This window comes from Methylobacterium sp. 190mf (assembly GCF_900107945.1).
GTDB lineage: Bacteria > Pseudomonadota > Alphaproteobacteria > Rhizobiales > Beijerinckiaceae > Methylobacterium.
This window is the reverse complement of the sequence record NZ_FNVI01000013.1, coordinates 170,301-186,652: the sequence shown is the minus strand read 5'-3', so window position 1 is coordinate 186,652 and position 16,352 is coordinate 170,301. Positions and strand designations below refer to the sequence as shown.

The following is a 16,352-nucleotide window of genomic DNA, read 5'->3' as shown; positions in this document are numbered from 1 at the left end:
GGGTACCGATTGAGATACCACGTCGGATCGATCTGCTCGGCCAAGCGATACAGCTCCCCGTCCTCACCAACCACTGACAGCTTGAACTCTTCTATTTGCATAGTTCGGTCTCAATGTGTCTACATTAAAGACGTCTAAATCGGCTTTTGATACACGGCTCGATACCCAGCGCTATGGTGTAGCTCGCCCGCGCGCCCGGTGGCGCGCTGCACGGCATCCACGAAGGCGTGTTTGTCGGGCACGACGTGGTCAGCGGCCATGATCAGCACCACGGCCTGCGGGTCGGTTCGCGCCGCGTGCAGGGCTGCCGCCGCCAAAGCCGCGGCCGAGTCGTGCCCCTGCGGCTCGAGCAGAAAGTCGGCGGACACCCCGAGTTGGTCGCGCTGCTCGGCGACGATGAACCGGGCCTCGGCCGAGGCGACCACGGTGGGCGTGGCGAACACGGGCGCGTCCGACACTTGCGACAGGGTTGCCTGGAAGGTCGAGGTCTGCGCGTCCACCAGCCGGGCGAACTGCTTGAGCATGCTCCCGCGAGAGGCCGGCCACAGACGCGTCCCCGTCAACAGGGCGAAGTCATCGAGGAAAACAAGTTTATCGCTCCCAAGACGCTCAACACTCGGCCTAAAAGCCGCCTACTGGCAGGCAAAACCAAGCGAAGATCCTCTACCAGAACACCCATCCTAGAGAAATTTATTGAGCATATCTTGATCTCGTGGCAAATTGATGGCGACAGCTGACGGAAAGGGATTCGTAGGCGCAAAATCATTCAGAAGAAATCGGCGTGAGTGATTGAGGCCAAATATTATGGATGCCCATTTTAGGCCTGCCTCATTAAGTGATTGCTCGGTTTTCTCCCGATATTTCTCTGGTCGAGCGGTCAAAAAAATAAACTGGGCACCTGAATCTATAAGGCCTCGAATTTTATATATATTCTCAACTAGTGGAACATCAGGTTCTGACCAGAAAGGCGGGAAGTATTCACCAGCATTACGGAAGACTACCCCATCTATGTCGCATAGATAGAGCCCATGATTATTCCGGAATGAATGCCAAGCTTCTAGAGTCCCGACATCATTGTAGTCTTTGACTGCCGATGATTTGAAGACCTCGCCTCTTCTTATAAGTTCCAGCAAGACATGGGAGACAAAAGGCTCTCCAGAATTTTGCTCGCAGCCTATCGAGCTATAAGCCTCCAGGAAGAGATCAGCAGATCGGACTCCGTATCCTCCTACTGAAATATGATTCGAGCAAACGATCTTCTCAAAAATTCCCGTTATTATTTCACTTCCATTCGTCTGAACAAAGCTCTTGCGAGCTACGCTAGTAATTTTAGGATAATCATGTAGATCGATTGTGCATACAAGATTGTCGAACAGGTTCTCGGAACAGGAGAACCAGCTATCACAGTCTTTGATAAAAATGGGACCGGTAACCTTATTTCGGCAGATCATCTCTATCACAGTTTCGGCCGGGCCACTGGTCACACTGTCGAAGGACACAATTTCAGGAAGGTTACCGAGCGCCCTTCGGATCGCTATCTCCCCGCCCAAGTCGCAAAGGTGTTCCTTAAGCGCGCCAATGATCACTCGGTGGTTTCGCCAGTGCGGGACTGTCTCTAGGGCAAGCTCGAGCATTAATTGCCCGTTTGGTGCGGTCAGCATCCATTTTGGTCTGATCCCGGGAAACCTTGCCGATCGACCAGCAATCGGCAGAAGTAGAGTTCCTGTGCTCATAAGTTAACGCTCCAAGTTTATTTCAGTTTAGCTCTGATATAAGAAATTAAGCACTCAAATGCTGCATCGTCATGCGTGTACGGTATTATTCGGGCAGCCTGCAGTATTTTTAGTGGAGTAAGTTTCTGGACTAAGTTTGGATATCTGCTTCCGAGACCAGCCAAAATCTCATCGTACAAATATCTACTGACCATTCTTAGAAGGCGGACTTCCGCGCTGCCCGAATCTGTGTTGGTGGACAAATGGTGGCGCAGTGACCAGCCAGCTTCAAGATCAAATAGAATTTTTGCGAAATCTAACCAAATCGAATCGAGGTCACTATCTAATAAATCTATAAAATAAACTGCGCCATCGATTTGAAAAATCAGGTTTTCGAGCGTAAGATCTCCATGGCATTCCGTCTGCGGGATCGATGTCCAATTTTCTTGCCGAAGATAGCAGATTAAAGAATCAAAAATTGCATTTGCCTCATTAGCCCTCGGATGAGATCTTAGTGCTCCTGAAATACTCGCAATTTTATTATGGAAAGCCGACGAAGAGAGCGTCGAGGATTTTAACATCGACAGTGAATGAATCGAGCTTAGCAGCTGCTCAGTGAAGCGTCCAACCCAGCTTATCGGTTGCTCTAAGCATTGTGATCTGAAATCGCGTCCATTCAAAAATTCCATATCATATGATAGCAGACCGTTTTCTGAATGAATCTTATATATCTCGGCCACCGGTAGAATTGACCGCAGTCTTGCCTGTTTCTCTATTTGTAGGGACAATCGCCTATTGTAATCGATTGAACCCGAGGTCTTCCGAACGAAGAAAGAATTACGCTCGCGGGCTACTTCAACTCTACACCCGGAATGGCCTCGCAGCTCAATAACTGTGTGACTTACATCCGGCGGATCTTGATCTATACTAGTCATCAAATCTTCGCCACTTATTACACCGATTCGGCGAGAATTTTATCGGCACACGCTTATAGAGACTAACGTTGCCGACGAATCGTCGCGTGATAAGTCGACAAATATGGATTACGTCCTTAAAGCCTCGCTCGGATATTATTGCGCTTAGATAGGAGTAGACGGATCTGTGATGGTTACAGTTCTCCTGGTAGCTGCTTAGACGTTGGCGCTGACGCGCCTGATGTCGGCATCGACCATCTCGGTGATCAGCGCCTCGAGGCTCGTGCGGGCCTCCCAGCCGAACGTCGCCTTGGCCTTGGCGGGGTTGCCCAGCAGTACCTCCACCTCCGCCGGTCGGAACAGGGCAGGATCGACCACTAGATGGTCGTCAATGTTGAGTCCCACGTGCTGGAAGGCGATGGCGCACATGTCCCGCACCGTGGTCGTGCGGCCGGTCGCGATCACGTAATCGTCCGGCCGGTCCTGCTGCAGCATCAGCCACATCGCCTCGACGTAATCCCGGGCATGGCCCCAGTCGCGCTTGGCGTCGATGTTGCCCAGCCGCAATTCCTTCTGCTTGCCGAGCTTGATCCGCGCCACAGCGTCGGTGACCTTGCGGGTCACGAATTCGACGCCGCGCAGCGGGCTCTCGTGGTTGAACAGGATCCCGTTCGACGCGTGCAGGCCGAAGCTCTCGCGGTAGTTGATCGTCATCCAGTGGGCGTAGAGCTTGGCCACGCCGTAGGGCGAGCGCGGGTAGAACGGCGTCGACTCGCTCTGGCGCTCTTCCTGGATCAGCCCGAACATCTCCGACGTCGAGGCCTGATAGTAGCGTGCGTGCGGCGCCGCCGAGCGCAGGCATTCCAGCATGTGCACTACGCCCAGGCCGGTGACCTGACCGGTCAGCAGGGGCTGCTGCCACGACGAGGTCACGAAGGATTGCGCGGCCAAATTGTAGATCTCGTCGGGCTTGGCCGCCTGGACGATGCGCAGCAGGGCTGACTGGTCGAGCAGGTTGCCGTCGACCAGCTCTACGTCGTTGAGGATGCCGAGCCATTTCAGGCGATGGTCGAACACGCCCGCATGGCTGGAGCGGCGCACGATGCCGGTGACCGCGTAGCCCTTCTCCAGGAGCAACTGCGCCAGGTACGCCCCGTCCTGGCCCGTCACACCCGTGATCAGCGCTCGCTTGGCCGTCATGAACCCGTCCCGTCCCAAAGATTCCCGGCTGCTACGACCGTCGGAATACGAAAGTCAACCCAGCGCCCAACAAAATAGGAATAAATATACATTGTGGGGTGGTGCTGGATTTCTGAATGGGCCGCTTCGATTATGAGCTGCCCTAAGACATTTAGCTTGCCTTTGGCCATTTGCGGCGGGTTGGGTGGGCTGAAGTGACGAAGCGAGCGTGAGGGGTAGGTAGGCTGGTGGCTTCCCGCCGAGATACACACGCATGCTGCCTCTGCATGCCCGCCTCACCGGGATCATCCTGGCGTTCGCGCCGCTGCTCGTTCACGGCTCACAGCACCATGTTCTACTGTTGCTGATCGGTGCGATCCTGACGTTATGCCGCCGCTCGGTGGTGAGCGTCCTGCGCATCATGGGACGCGCAGGCGCGGCGGTTCGTGAACGTCCACCGCATCCTCAGCCGCGCGGCACGGTACCTACGCTCTGGCAGCCACATCCTGCTAGGCCTGCCGATCTCAGCCTCCGCGCCGCGCGGTCCGATTATCCTGGCGCTGGACCACACGATGGAATGTCGCCGTGGCAGATGTGCGACATCAGACCGGCGCCGAGTGGCGCGCGATCCCGCAAGAGCTCGGGCCGTAGCGGCGTACGGCGCGGATCTTCACCCAGTGGTCGCGTGTGGGTGGGAACGTCTGCTCGGCTTTGTGCAGGAGCACGGCGTTCAGCTGGGCATGGCGATTCTCGACTGCACCAACATGCCTGCGCATCAGAAGGCGGGAATGGCCGCGATAAGGGGGATCTGCAGGCGAGCAAGACGATCATGAGGCTCTTGGCCGATCGCGTGTCGGGTATGGTACCAAGGCTCGCATGATTACTGACAGTGCATGCCGGACGATTGCCTTCCGGACCGCACCGGGGCAGACCTTTGAGGTGGCCCACGCGCTGCCCTTGCTTAATCGGCCGCCGGGCGCGCACCAATGAATCGTGGTTTATCGGGGCAACTCCATTTGAATCGCCCCGGGATTTTCGGAGGCTCCAACTGTTGAGAGACTGGAGCCATGACGAAGCATACCCCACCCTTTTCCCCTGAGGTTCGCGAGCGGGCAGTCCGGCTGGCCCGGGAGCATGAGAACGAGCACGGTTCGCAATGGGCCGCGATCCGATCGATCGCGGCCAAAATCGTGTGTGGATGCCCCCTGTTTGGCAAGCACAATCTTTGAGGTTTCGGCGGGGTCTTCGATCGGACGTGTGTCAGGCCTCATGATGTGGCCTTCGATGACGCCACGGGCCAGTATGCTGTTCGGAAGGCTGGGTTCACATCGGTTCAGAGAGCTGCATGCGCTCGAGCGCCGGGTCTGAATGTCCCTGCCTTGAACTTCGAAGTCCGTGTCGCCTACTCCTCGTCGATCGCTCGCCCCGGCCTCGCGGCCACGACGTGCCTTCGCCCGCTCGGGGCTCCGGTCACGCCATCCGGTAATCTTCCTGCTTCGTCGTCACGGCCCAGATCATCCGCGCCATCTTGTTGGCGAGCGCGACCGCCGCGACCATCTTCGGTTTGCGCGTGACGAGGGTCGCGAGCCAGCGGTTCGCGCTCCCGCCCTTGCGGACCACCCAGCGGATCACGCTCATGGCCCCGACGATGAGCAGCCGTCGGATATCGGTCTGCCCCATCTTGCTGACGGAGCCGAGCTTGGCCTTGCCGCCCGTGGATCGCTGCCGCGGCACGAGACCGAGCCAGGCGGCGAAGTTGCGTCCGCTGTCGAACGTGTCGAGATCCGGAGCGAAGGCGGCGACGGCTCCTGCGGTCACCGGCCCGATCCCCGGTATGGTGCATAAGCGTCGCAGATCGGCGTCCGTCCGCGAGGCCGTCTCCAGTTCGTCGGCCAGCCGCTCGATCACTTGCGTCAGCCCCGCGATCTGGTCGAGATAGATAGTCCCCATCGCTCGCACCGCGACGGGCAGATCGGCGACCTCGTCGGCCAGAGCCTCTTCCAGCACCTTAAGGTTTGCCGGCCCCTTCGGGGCGACGACACCGAATTCGGCCAGATGGCCGCGTAGCGCGTTGATCAGCTGCGTGCGCTGACGGACCAGACACTGATGCGTCCGAAACGCCACCGCACGGCCCTGTGTCTCGGCGCACTTCACCGCCACGAACCGCATTCTCGGGCGCGCGGCCGCCTCGGCGATCGCCTCCGCGTCTGCACGATCGTTCTTCTGACGCTTGACGAACGGCTTCACGTAGACCGCCGGAACCAGCCGGACCTCGTGACCGCTCGCCTGGGCCACACGACCCCAGTGATGCGACGTCGCACAAGCTTCCATCGCCACGACGCAGGCCGGTTGATCGGCAAGGAGTGCGGCAAATCGAGCTCGCGACAGCGCGCGGTTGTAGAGAACCGTCCCATCCGGACCTACAGCGCAGACCTGAAAGCTGCCCTTCGACAGATCGACTGCCAACATGCTGATCGTCGTCATCGATGACCCCTATGATCGGTTCCGATGCAACCGTCAGGCATACGCGATGCCGGTCTGTGGGGGGCATCCACCGCATCAATTCACTGCACCCACTCTCATGCGGTCCGCGTGCTCGCACGAGCATGGCAGCGGGTTCTCTGGCGCGCTTGGTTGGACGTGAGGCCCCACGATCCTCAGCGACACAGCTCAGACGTCCGACTGATCGCCTGATTGAACAGGGCTGGACACAGGGTGTCTCTCTGCCAAGGCATGTGAGTGGCCAATGTCGAGCTGCGAGAGTATTTCCGCGCAGCAAAGTCACATTGGCCGCAATTAAGCCTACGTATTGAGGAATTTAGTCCGTGACCGCATCAGCTACAGCGATATACCCCGTGATACTCTGTGGTGGGACGGGGACGCGGCTCTGGCCGGCGTCGCGGGAGAGCATGCCCAAGCAGTTCGCCCGGCTGGTCGACGCCGAGCGCTCGACCTTCCAGGCGACGCTGGCGCGGGTGTCGGACGCCACGGTCTTCGCCACGCCCACCGTCATCGCCTCGGCCGAGGCCCGCTTCATCGTCGCCGAGCAGCGCGACCAGCTCGGTCTCTCCGCCGACATCCTGCTCGAGCCGCAGGGCCGCGACTCCGCCGCCGCCGTGGCGGTCGCAGCGCTGCACGCCGCCGCCAGCGACCCGCAGGCCGTGGTGCTGATCATGGCCGCCGACCACGTCGTTCCCGACACGGCCGCCTTCGTGGACGCCGTGCGGCGCGCCGCCGCCGGCGCCCAGGCCGGCTACACGATGACGCTTGGCATCGAGCCCGACCGGCCCGCCACCGATTACGGCTACATCCGCCGCGGCGAGCCGATCGCCGAGGCCCCGGGCGCGGCCCGCGTCGCCCGCTTCGTCGAGAAGCCCGACCGGGCCGGCGCCGAGGCGCTGATCACCGACGGCGCCCTGTGGAACTCGGGCTACTTCCTGTTCCGCGCCGACCTGATGCTGGCCGAGCTGGAGGCGTTCGTCCCCGAGGTGCTGGCGGCCGCGCGCGCGGCCCTGGAGGCGGCGGTGACCGACCTCGACTTCGTGCGCCTCGACGCGGCGGCCTTCGCCCAGGCGCCCAAGATCTCGATCGACTACGCGGTGATGGAGCGGACCGCCCGGGCCGGGGTGCTGCCGGTGTCGTTCGCGTGGTCGGATGTCGGCACCTGGGATGCGGTCTGGCAGGTGCTGGACCACGACGAGGCCGGCAACGCCGTGCGCGGCCGGGTGTCGCTGATCGGCACGCGGAACAGCCTCGTGCACAGCCAGGGCGAGGGCCTGACCGCGGTGGTGGGCCTGGAGGACGTGGTGGTGGTCTCGACCCCCGACGCGGTGCTGGTGGCCTCCAAGGCGCATTCGGGCAAGGTGAAGGAGCTGGTCGGCGCCCTGCGGGCGCAGGGTGCGCCGGAGGCGGACGCGCACCTGCGGATGTACCGGCCCTGGGGCTGGTACCAGCGTATCGACCTCGGCGAGCGCTTCCAGGTGAAGCGGATCCAGGTCGTGCCGGGCGGGCGGCTGTCGCTGCAGAAGCACTACCACCGGGCGGAGCACTGGGTGGTGGTGCGCGGCACCGCCGAGGTCACGATCGACGAGCGGGTGGTGCTTGTCCACGAGAACGAGGCGGTCTACCTGCCGATCGGCTCGATGCACCGGCTGGCCAACCCGGGCAAGATCCCGCTGGAGCTGATCGAGGTCCAGGTCGGCTCCTACACCGGCGAGGACGACATCATCCGCGTCGAGGATATCTACGGCCGGTAGGCCTGATTTTACCTACAAAGGCCAAAGGCAACGCTATCAACTGCAGTCTGTCTCACCCGCCCTGGCAAATTGTTGACACAGGCTTGGCGTACCCATCGCCTTCTTTGATCTAGCGGAGCAAATGCGCCGCAGCCGCAGCCGCAGCCGCAGCCGCAGCCGCAGCCTGCATCCCTGAACGGGTGGATATATGTTACGCAGGGATTTAAAGCGCCATCGAAGTTCACCTTAAACAAACCCCCTCTAAATGTTATCTCAATGGATGGGCGTCTTGCGAAAATTTGGTCACAGCTTTCTGAGAAATTTGCTTCACAGAATCGTGTTGAGCAGAATTTTGGAGTTTCTGGAGGACGCGGACCTATTCGACGCGCGGTGGTACCTAAATCAATATATCGACGTGCGCGGCGATGAAATTGACGCATTGCGTCATTACATCGAGCATGGTCGCCTCGAAGGCAGAAGTCCAACACGTAAAATATGGGAGCTGAATGAGCTCGCAAGTCAAACGTTTGATCCAGCCTGGTATGCAGACCAGAACGGCCACACCCCGGAGGCTTTGGAGAACCCGACCGGACATTTCGTCGAACATGGCTTTGTTGCCGGGAGCGCGCCAACACGCAGAGTATGGGAGTTGGAGAAATTTGCCCATCAAGCCTTTGACGGCCTCTGGTACGCAAAGCGAAATCCCGACGTGGTCGCCGGAGGAAAAGACCCGTTTACACACTACGTCGAATATGGGTTTGCGGAGGGGCGTCATACGTCTCAAGCAGCTGCTGAGAAGGCAATTTTCGCAGATTTCGGCAAAAAGAATTTCGATCCAAGTATTTACTTATCCCTCAATCCTGATGTCTTGCAGGCAGGTTATGATCCGGTTCAACATTTCATCGAATACGGATATTTCGAAAACCGGCCTGCACGCCTGATTTATAATGATCGTGAACTCTTGTCGGAAGTCGGTCGAGATCCGGTGTGTTGGTATTATGTTGGCGACACAATAGATTGGCTGCACCATCACTCGCATCTGACTGGTGTCGGCCGCGTGACGTCGGAGATTTTACTGTCTGGCTTGTTCGAGGAGAACAGCGCTTTTATCCCTTGTATCAAAGATCATACAGGCACAAATGTCACACGTCTGATCGACGGAGAGTCTATTTCGAAGATAGCTCAAGCTATTGGATATGATATTGATGATGTTTCTGAGGCAGATTGTTATCTATCGCTCGGAAAATTGAGCGTGTACCGCCCTGCGCCCGGCGACAGTGTTGTGTTCGCAGGCGTGGTTTGGAATGCATCAGATGCCCTTCTATTCGCTGCTTTGAAACAGCGGGGTGTGACCATCAGTGTTTTGGTGCATGACATAATACCCGTTACTCATCCTGAACTCGTTAGTTCTGCTCATGCGCGATCTTTCGTTCATTGGTTGTCCGTAGTGTCGCACACTGCTAATGTTATCTTCGTGTCAAATGCGATAGTTGCTCAAGAAATTTCGACGTGGCTGCTAACGACTCAACTACCCTCTCAAATCAGCATAAAAAAGATTCCATTTGGCACGCGCACTTTGTATTCAAGGCAGCCGCTTTCTGGAAAATTTTCGAATCTGCGGGGCCGTGAGTTCGTATTGTCGGTCGGAACTATTGATCGTCGTAAAAATCAGAGGCTTCTTTGCGAGTCGTGGCTCGAATTTTATGACAAAGGTTTCGGGCATAACCTGCCGCAACTGGTGCTGGTCGGCCGGGATGACGAAGGTCTCTCCTCGGAACCTCGCTTTGCTCGTCTAGTAGATCTTGGAGTGCTAGTATTCATCGCCACGGCGAGCGACGCCGAAGTGGCCGAGCTATATCGTACATGCCTATTCACCGTATTTCCATCATTGAGCGAAGGCTTCGGTCTTCCCGTTGCCGAGAGTATCGCGTACGGAAAACTTTGCCTCTCGTCTGATTTGGCGGTTATCAAGGCGCACGCTGGCGATCTCGCTTGGTATTTCGACCCGCGATCTCGGGAAAGCTTGGACGCTCAGTTGGAAAAGGCCTTGTTCAGACCAGCTGACAGGGGCGTCGCAGAGGCGCGCATCCGGTCCGAGTTTAAGCCTACGTCATGGGCCGCCGCAGTTCGCTCCATCATGGAGGCCGCAGACACGCTGACCGATTGCGGGGTTAGCCAATCGGTCGGCGGATATCAGAGCGTGTACAGCCAGTATCAGTCAGAGCCGCCTCAGGTGTCCTTTCTCGTCGTAAATAAAAACTCTGCTTCTGACGTGATCCAGCTCATTCGTTGGATCGTTATGAATATTGAGGATGTGTCGTATGACATCGTGATAGCCGACAATGGGAGTGATGCGGTAAACCTGAAAAAATTGTCTTTCCTTGCTCCTCTGGTACACATCGTCAAGATCGGATGTGATCGATTTGCGGGAGAAGCATGTAATATAGCGGCCGAACTATCGCGCGGCCGTCAACTATGTATGGTCTCGGATGTTGGTGCCCTCTCCTCCGAGGGATTGCTGGCTGCACTTCGGGTCCTGCAGGATGGGGGTGCTAAGGCTGTGTGCGTCTCTACCACGCCGGTGGAGCGCGTAATTTCGAACGACGGTGATCCATCGGCGGCGTATCAGTTGACGACGCTGGATCTCAGCATGCTCGTTGCTTCATTTGCTAATGACCCTCGGCGCGACGGCAGGTGTTTCGATGCGTTGTTTATAGACCGCGATCTGTTCTTGCAGCTGCTGGGCTTTGACTTAGCTTTTGAGCCCGGGCCCTATGAAGATGTAGATTTAATCGCGAGAGTGCTATCGCATTCGGTCCCGGTGCTTGCCCTTCAAAACATGGGCCCGATCGCTGCGTATGCTGATAGGGGGGGGATCGCATCGGAAGATAAACACTATATCTGCGATCTCAATCGCAAGAAATTTCTCGATCGCTGGTCGAGTGCCCTCAATCAGCGGGGGGATGATCGGCGCTCCCGATCCGAGCGCGTGCCGTCTTCGCTTGGTAGCGGGCGACCCACCCAACCGGAATGGCCGGTGGCAGTCCTGCATACACCCTACCCACTCACGCCTGGGGGAGGCGAGCGCTACCTCCTGTCGATCGCCGCGCTTCTCTCGGCGGACCATAAGGTCGTTCTGGCGCTCCCGCACCGGTATAGCCGGTTGCGGTTGCTGAAGCTGGCCGAAGAGCTTTCCTTGAATCTCGACTCAGTCGAGATCCGCCTCCTGTCCGAGCTTGATCGAGCCTCGCCGCCATCGTTGTTCATCAGCATGGACAACTTCGTCGTCCCGAGGCAGGACCCGCTTGGGCGCAAAAACTTTTACATTTGCCAATTTCCATTCCCGATGCATGGTGCCGTCGATGCGACGAGGCGGACCCGTGTCGCAGGGTACCAGAAGTATGTTGCCTACTCGGTATATGCTAGAAGACACATCGAGACGAGGCTCGACAGCATCCAAGCTCCCGATATTCCGGTTTGTCTGATCTCGCCTCCGGTGACGCAAATCGGTTCATCCGATAAATGTCCGCATTCGATCATGACGGTCGGGCGGTTTTTCGTCGGCGGGCATGCGAAGCGCCACGATCTCCTCATCCAGGCCTTCAAAATGCTTAAAGAGCGCTGTGCCGAGCCTATCGAGTTTCACATCGTCGGGTCGACCATCCCAGAAACGAGACATATGGATTATGTCGAGCGGCTTGTGGCGATGAGTTCGGGGTTCCCAATTCATATTCATCTTAATGCTACGCCAGAGTTGTTGACTTCTCTGTATGCCTCGACCGAGGTTTACTGGCACGGAGCGGGCCTTGAGGCTGATCTGACCAACGAGCCCTGGGCAGCTGAGCATTTCGGAATCAGCGTCGTGGAGGCTATGTCGGCCGGTGCGATCCCGTTTGCCCTGGCATCCGGCGGCCCCCGGGAAATCATCGCGCACGGCGTCAATGGCTTTCTCTACGACTCCCTCGAGACCCTCGTGGAGAGCACGCGGAATTTGCTCTCGAGTAGTTCGACGGATCGGCAAGCCTTATCGCGGGCTGCCATTCTGAGAGCGAAAGACTTCTCACCCGAGGTTTTCGCACGCAGGATCCAGGCGTTGTTAGCCGATTGAGATCGGGCGATCCGACTGCGATGCGAGTGGCAGGTCGCATGAAGGGGTCGCGTCGGGGATAATCAAGCACCGCAATCCGCTGCGCCGCCCACCACCGCTTCGGTTCGGGTAGGCTCTGGAGGCTCCCTGTGGCGGGTGCAAAAGCGTGATCGACAGCGGCGGTTCGCCGAGGCAGGTGCGCGATCCCCACATCCGGGTCCATTCCGGTCACCGACGCCGCCAATCCCCAGGCGAGGGATGCGCGCCGACCGACCGACGGGCGCTTAAATTGGGCAGAACTGTTTGCGAACCGTTCCGCCCTTGCTGTACGACGCCGGTGGATGCGCTGCGAGAGGCTCGTGTGGTGTCCCTCTCAGCGGCCGAAGTTCCTGTTCAAAGTCCCGCTATGGTCCGCTACAACGCGCTCCGCCGCATACTGCGCAACGTCCTGGGGGGCGGCCGCAGCTCGCTGGCCGAGCGGGCACTCGCGCAATCCGATTTGTTCGATGCGGCATGGTATCAAGCGACTCAGGCCCCTCACCTGCCGCTGGACCAAGCCGCAAGACACTATCTGCAGCATGGTGCCGCGCTTGGGCTGAGCCCCGGCCCGCTGTTCGACGGGCCCTGGTACCTTGCCAACAACCCCGACGTCGCCGCTGCGGGCCGGAACCCCCTACTGCACTATCTCGATAGTGGACGCGCCGAAGGGCGGCCGATTTGCTCTCACGTCGACGCGGCGTTGGTGGCGCAGATTGCAGCCTCGGATCTGTTCGACGCGGAGTGGTACCGGGTGACCCAAAAGCCTGACGTGGCAGCAGACCAAGCCGCGCGGCACTACCTGCAAGAGGGCGCCGCACTTGGGTTGAGCCCCGGCCCGCTGTTCGACGGGCCATGGTACCTAAACAACAACGCCGACGTCGCCGCCGCGGGGTTGAACCCGCTGCTGCACTACTTGGATAGCGGACGATCCGAGGAACGGCCGATCTGCCCGGTCGCCGAGCCGGCGTTGGTGGCGTGGATCGCGGGCTCCGAGCTTTTTGATGCCGAGTGGTACCAGGCAACTCAAGCGCCCGACGTGGCGTCAGACCAAGCCGCGCGGCACTATCTGCAAGAGGGGGCCGCACGCGGGCTGAGCCCCGGCCCGCTGTTCGACGGGCCGTGGTACCTCGACAACAACGCCGACGTGGCCGCCGCGGGCCAGAACCCCCTGCTCCACTACCTGAACAATGGCTACTCGGAGGGGCGGCCGATCTGTCCCTTCGCCGACCCAGTGGCGCTGGCTCGGATCGAGGGCTGCGATCTGTTCGACGCGGAGTGGTACCGGACGGCGTACGTTCCCGACCTAGCGTCGAGCCAGAGCGCACGACACTACATTCGCGAGGGAGCAGCCCTCGGGAGGAATCCTGGCCCGCTGTTCGATGGGGGGTGGTATCTCAGCAACAACGCCGACGTGGCCGGAGCTGGCTCGAACCCGCTGCTTCATTATCTTGTGAGCGGTCGCGCGGAGGGCCGGCCGATCCGCTTGGCGTACGCCCGCGACACTGGAGCCCGCGTTATCGAGACGCTCCCCGTCATCCTGCGTGAGAGCACGACGGCCCGCATCGTCGTCGTGGTCCACGCCTTCTACGTCGACGTGTTCGAGAAGCTGCTACCCCAGCTCGTGCGGGCGATCCCACAGTTCGACCTGCTGGTCTCGACCGACCATCCCGCGAAGAAGAGCGCGATCGAGGCGGCCGCCGCGCGCGCCGGCCTCGCCGGCCGCTGTCGGGTCGTGCTGGCGGAGAACCGCGGCCGCAACTTCGGGCCGCTCGTCGCCGTCTTCGCGCAGGACATCCTGCGCTACGACTACGTGCTCCACGTCCACACCAAGAAGTCGCTGTTCAGCGGCGCCGAGCAGACGCGCTGGCGCGACGAGATCTATCGGGCGCTGTTCGCGAACGCCGCCTGTGCCGCCATCGCCCTGGCGCTTTTGGAAGAGGACAGTCAGATCGGCCTGTTCTTCCCAGAGACCAGCGCGCACATCGTCTACTGGGCGCACACCTGGCTCGCGAATATCGGCACCGGCCACGGTCTGCTCGCCCGCCTCGGCCTGCCCTACGACGGGTTCGACGAGTACCTCGACTACCCCGTCGGCGGCATGTTCTGGGCGCGGGTCGATGCCCTGCGCCCGCTGCTGACCGCCGGGTTGACCCTCGCCGACTTCCCCGATGAGCACGGTCAGACCGACGGCACGCTCGCGCACGCGATCGAGCGGGTGATCCCTCTGGTGTGCCGGGCACAGGGCTACCGCGCCGTCTGCTTCGACTACGACCGGGGACTCGCCCGCTACGACAGCAGCGCCCGGAACTGGCATCAGTACAGCGCCCGCTCCCAGGACCACGCACTGCTGGCGCTCAGCGAAATCGATCTCGTCTCGTTCGACCTGTTCGACACCCTCGTGAGCCGCCCGGCCCGGCGCCCGGACGCCGTGCTCAAGCTCGTCGAGCACCGCATCGCGACGGAGGAAGGCCGTCCCGTCCCGTTATTCGCGGAGCGCCGCGCCGCCGAGAACCGGGTCCGCGCCCGCAAGCACCACCGAGGCGACGTCAACCTGTCGGAGATCTACGAGGAGCTCGCGGCCTCCGGACCCATCCCCCGCGATGTGGTCGCGCGTGCTCACGCGCTTGAGAAGCAGATCGATATCCACGCCCTGCGCCCGCGCCTGGAGGTGATCGACGTCCTCAAGGCCGCGCAGCAAAGCGGCAAGCGCATCGTCCTGATGACGGACACGTATTATGAAGAGGCCGATATCCGCGCCATCCTGCGCGAGATCGGCGTGGCAGACCTGTTGGCGGCGGTCTACGTGTCGAACGCGGTCGGCGCCCGCAAGGACCGAGGCGACCTATGGCGCTACGTCGAGGAGGTCGAAGCAGTGCCCCGCAATCGCTGGCTGCATGTCGGCGACAACGAACACTCGGATATCCAGGCGGCCTGCGACCGAGGCATCCGCTACCTGCACGTCGCGCACCCGGCCAAGATCCTGGCCCAGAGCGGGTTCGCGCGCGACGAAGGGGATCTCAGCCAGACCTGGCCGTCTGACCTCATCGTCGGCCATGCAATGCTGCATCTGGCCCGCAATCCGTTCCTTGACCGAGCCGCTCCACCTTACCTGTCGCTCGGCTCGACCCGCGATGTCGGCTACGCGGTGTTCGGGCCGCTGCTGCTGCTGTTCATGTCCTGGCTGATCCGGCACGAGGCGCTTGCCGGCCTCGGCCGGCTCTACTTCCTGGCACGGGAGGGCGACTTCCTCGTCAAGGTCTACCGCCTGATTCGGGAGCGCTACGGTCTGGAGCACCTGCCCGAGGGGCGCTACTTTCACGTCTCCCGACAGACCGCGATCGCGGCTGCGCTGGGCCAGGGGTTCCGCCCGGATCTGGTACTCGGGGCTGGCCGCTACGTGGGCAGCATCCAGGGGCTTCTCTGGAACAGGACCAGCTTCACAGCCCCAGCGCATCTCGGACTGGACCGCTTCGACGTGCGGCTCCCGGGCGACGCGCCGCTCGTCGAGCGCGTCATGAGGCAGATCGAGCCGGAGATCGCCACTCATACCGCGGACATGAACGCGCGGTTCTGCGCTTATGCCCAGCAGGAGAAGCTGGAGGCCGGAGGAGCCTACGGCGTGGTCGATGTCGGCTATTCAGCCACCATCCAAAAGATGATGCAGGTGGCACTCGGCCAGCCTCTGACCGGCTTCTACATGACGGCCTTCGACACGGCGAACGCGGTCGCGCAGGACGGCGGCTTCGCGTTCCGCTGCTTCAACGCCGGCTCGGAGAATCCCGAAACGACGACGCTGCCGGTCCTAGCTCACGCCCTTGCCGTGGAGGCGTTCCTGACCGCGCCCCACGGACAGGTCGTGGGCTACGAGACGACGGGCGACCGGATCGCGCCGCTGTTCAAAGCCGATCCGCGCAGCCCGGCCGAGCACGTCATCCTCGCTGATCTGCACGCCGGCGCCGAGCAGTACATCACCGACACGCTCGATCTCTACGGGCCGAGCCTGCTCCGGACCGATATCCCGCTGAACGGGGCGCAGGAATTCCTGCGCATGCTGATGGAAGGCCAGATTGCCACCCCCTCCGAGCCGATGAAGGCGCTCGGCGTCGAGGACGATTTCTGTGGCCTGCCGATCCACAGGGTATACGCGACAGGATAGGAGCGACGCGCGGTGCGGGAACGGAAGCGG

The 16,352-nt window shown here is 60.5% G+C and carries 6 protein-coding genes and 2 pseudogenes; 4 read left to right on the top strand and 4 right to left on the bottom strand.

Going from position 1 to position 16,352, the window contains the following annotated elements; translation table 11 throughout:
- Window positions 1–187: 187 nt before the first annotated feature.
- The 3 genes and pseudogenes from C4T42_RS17360 to gmd form a co-directional block, all read right to left on the bottom strand.
- Window positions 188–524: pseudogene (locus C4T42_RS17360) on the bottom strand (sugar phosphate nucleotidyltransferase); the annotation flags it as partial.
- Between the two features lie 156 nt (window positions 525–680).
- Window positions 681–1,733, bottom strand: a complete 1,053-nt coding sequence (locus tag C4T42_RS31520) for a hypothetical protein (RefSeq protein WP_146074007.1) — start codon at window positions 1,731–1,733, stop codon at window positions 681–683.
- A gap of 1,109 nt (window positions 1,734–2,842) precedes the next feature.
- Window positions 2,843–3,826, bottom strand: a complete 984-nt coding sequence (gene gmd / locus C4T42_RS17350; RefSeq protein WP_103985539.1) for a GDP-mannose 4,6-dehydratase — start codon at window positions 3,824–3,826, stop codon at window positions 2,843–2,845.
- A gap of 1,046 nt (window positions 3,827–4,872) precedes the next feature.
- Here gmd and C4T42_RS17345 point away from each other — a divergent pair.
- Window positions 4,873–5,001: pseudogene (locus tag C4T42_RS17345) on the top strand (IS3 family transposase); the annotation flags it as partial.
- Between the two features lie 274 nt (window positions 5,002–5,275).
- Here C4T42_RS17345 and C4T42_RS17340 read toward each other — a convergent pair.
- Window positions 5,276–6,289 (bottom strand): IS110 family transposase, encoded by a 1,014-nt coding sequence (locus tag C4T42_RS17340; protein ID WP_103985538.1) that lies wholly within the window; start codon window positions 6,287–6,289, stop codon window positions 5,276–5,278.
- 341 nt (window positions 6,290–6,630) lie between these two features.
- Here C4T42_RS17340 and C4T42_RS17335 point away from each other — a divergent pair, with 341 nt between their 5' ends.
- The 3 genes from C4T42_RS17335 (at window position 6,631) to C4T42_RS17320 (ending at window position 16,322) form a co-directional block, all read left to right on the top strand.
- Complete coding sequence (locus C4T42_RS17335) at window positions 6,631–8,061, top strand: mannose-1-phosphate guanylyltransferase/mannose-6-phosphate isomerase (protein ID WP_103985537.1); 1,431 nt, start codon at window positions 6,631–6,633, stop codon at window positions 8,059–8,061.
- 268 nt (window positions 8,062–8,329) lie between these two features.
- Window positions 8,330–12,148 (top strand): glycosyltransferase, encoded by a 3,819-nt coding sequence (locus tag C4T42_RS31515; RefSeq protein WP_181049181.1) that lies wholly within the window; start codon window positions 8,330–8,332, stop codon window positions 12,146–12,148.
- Between the two features lie 385 nt (window positions 12,149–12,533).
- Window positions 12,534–16,322 (top strand): rhamnan synthesis F family protein, encoded by a 3,789-nt coding sequence (locus C4T42_RS17320; protein ID WP_103985536.1) that lies wholly within the window; start codon window positions 12,534–12,536, stop codon window positions 16,320–16,322.
- Window positions 16,323–16,352 lie beyond the last annotated feature (30 nt).

What these genes read in the sequence shown, in the direction of transcription:
- C4T42_RS17340 (WP_103985538.1), bottom strand. Translation starts at nt 6,289, where the DNA reads ATGACGACGATCAGCATGTTGGCAGTCGATCTGTCGAAGGGCAGCTTT.
- gmd (WP_103985539.1), bottom strand. Translation starts at nt 3,826, where the DNA reads ATGACGGCCAAGCGAGCGCTGATCACGGGTGTGACGGGCCAGGACGGG.
- C4T42_RS31520 (WP_146074007.1), bottom strand. Translation starts at nt 1,733, where the DNA reads ATGAGCACAGGAACTCTACTTCTGCCGATTGCTGGTCGATCGGCAAGG.
- C4T42_RS17320 (WP_103985536.1), top strand. Translation starts at nt 12,534, where the DNA reads ATGGTCCGCTACAACGCGCTCCGCCGCATACTGCGCAACGTCCTGGGG.